This window comes from Streptomyces sp. YIM 130001 (genome assembly GCF_003574445.1).
In the GTDB taxonomy this organism is placed as follows: domain Bacteria; phylum Actinomycetota; class Actinomycetes; order Streptomycetales; family Streptomycetaceae; genus Streptomyces.
Genome location: NZ_KZ984590.1, coordinates 1 through 1,858, shown reverse-complemented (window position 1 = coordinate 1,858; position 1,858 = coordinate 1). Strand labels below are relative to the sequence as shown.

Sequence of the window (1,858 nt, the reverse complement as noted above, 5' to 3'; positions counted from 1 at the left end):
CGGGGTGTCAGCCCTTGCGGGTGTTGATCTCTTCGGTGAGTTGGGGGACGACGGTGAAGAGGTCTCCGACGATGCCGTAGTCGACGAGGTCGAAGATCGGTGCTTCGGCGTCCTTGTTGACCGCGACGATCGTCTTCGAGGTCTGCATACCGGCCCGGTGCTGGATCGCGCCGGAGATCCCGGAGGCGATGTACAGCTGCGGGGACACACTCTTACCGGTCTGACCGACCTGGTTGGAATGCGGATACCAGCCCGCGTCCACCGCGGCACGCGAGGCACCGACCGCCGCACCCAGAGAATCGGCGAGAGCCTCGATGACCGCGAAGTTCTCCGCACCGTTCACCCCCCGGCCACCCGAGACCACGATCGCGGCCTCCGTCAGATCCGGCCGCCCCGTCGACTCACGCGGAGTGCGCGCCGTCACCTTCGTACCCCTGGCCGCATCCGAGAACGACACCGCCAGATCCTCAACCGCACCAGCCGCCGCAGCCGCCTCGACCGGGGCACTGTTCGGCTTGACCGTGATCACCGGAGTCCCCCTCGACACCCGCGACCTCGTCGTGAACGACGCGGCGAACGCCGACTGCGTCGCCACCACACCCCCGTCGTCGGCCTCCACATCCACCGCGTCGGTGATGATCCCCGACCCGATCCGCACCGCGAGACGCCCCGCGATCTCCTTGCCCTCCGCCGACGACGGCACCAACACCGCCACCGGCGACACCGCCTCGTACGCGGCCTGCAACGCATCGACCTTCGGCACCACCAGATAGTCGCCGTACTCCGCAGCATCATGCGCCAACACCTTGACCGCACCATGCTCCGCCAGCACACCAGCCGTCCCGGCAGCACCCACACCCAACGCCACCGCCACCGGCTCACCGACCCGCCGCGCCAACGTCAACAACTCCAACGTCGGCTTACGAACAGCACCATCCACATGATCGACATAGACCAGTACTTCAGCCATCAGACTTCTTCTCCCACAAACGAAGCGAACAACACCGAACGCGCCCCACCCCGAACACCGGAGCCACGACGCCTGGACGAACTTCCGGCCCTAGATGAACTTCTGACCCGCGAGGAACTCGGCCAACTGCCTGCCACCCTCACCCTCGTCCTTGACGACCGTGCCCGCCGACCGCGCCGGACGCTCCGCCACACTGTCCACAGCCGTCCACGCACCCCCCAGCCCCACCTCGCCCGCCTCAAGACCCAGATCATCCAGATCCCACGACTCCACCGGCTTCTTCTTCGCCGCCATGATCCCCTTGAACGACGGATACCGCGCCTCACCCGACTGATCCGTCACCGACACCACCGCAGGCAACGACGCCTCCAACCCCTCCGACGCCACATCACCATCACGCCGACCCGTCACCACACCACCAACCACCGACACCTCGGACAACAACGTCACCTGCGGCACACCCAAACGCTCCGCCAACAACGCCGGAACCACACCCATCGTCCCGTCCGTCGACGCCATCCCCGAAACCACCAGATCGAACCCGGCCTTCTCCACCGCCTTCGCCAACACCAACGACGTCCCCACCACATCCGAACCATGCACATCATCGTCCTCGACATGCACCGCCTTGTCCGCACCCATCGACAACGCCTTACGCAACGCGTCCTTCGCATCCTCCGGACCCACGGTCAACACCGTGACCTCCGCACCATCCACCCCATCAGCAATCTGCAGCGCCTGCTCCACCGCATACTCATCCAACTCCGACAACAGACCATCCACCTCGTCACGATCCACCGTCAGATCATCCGCAAACTGACGGTCACCGGTGGCGTCCGGCACATACTTCACACAGACAACGATCCTCAAGCTCACGCCGGCTCCCCT

Annotated in this window: 2 protein-coding genes; both read right to left on the bottom strand. The window is 65.5% G+C overall.

The annotated features are described in order from the left end of the window. Positions 1-7: 7 nt before the first annotated feature. Positions 8-970 carry an electron transfer flavoprotein subunit alpha/FixB family protein gene (locus tag DSC45_RS35505; protein ID WP_119296172.1) on the bottom strand — a complete coding sequence of 321 codons (963 nt, stop codon included), beginning with the start codon at positions 968-970 and terminating at the stop codon, positions 8-10. A 90-nt stretch (positions 971-1,060) separates the two neighbouring features. Further along, entirely contained in the window at positions 1,061-1,846 is a 786-nt protein-coding gene (locus DSC45_RS35500; RefSeq protein ID WP_119296173.1) for an electron transfer flavoprotein subunit beta/FixA family protein, read from the bottom strand. Between the last annotated feature and the right edge of the window lie 12 nt (positions 1,847-1,858).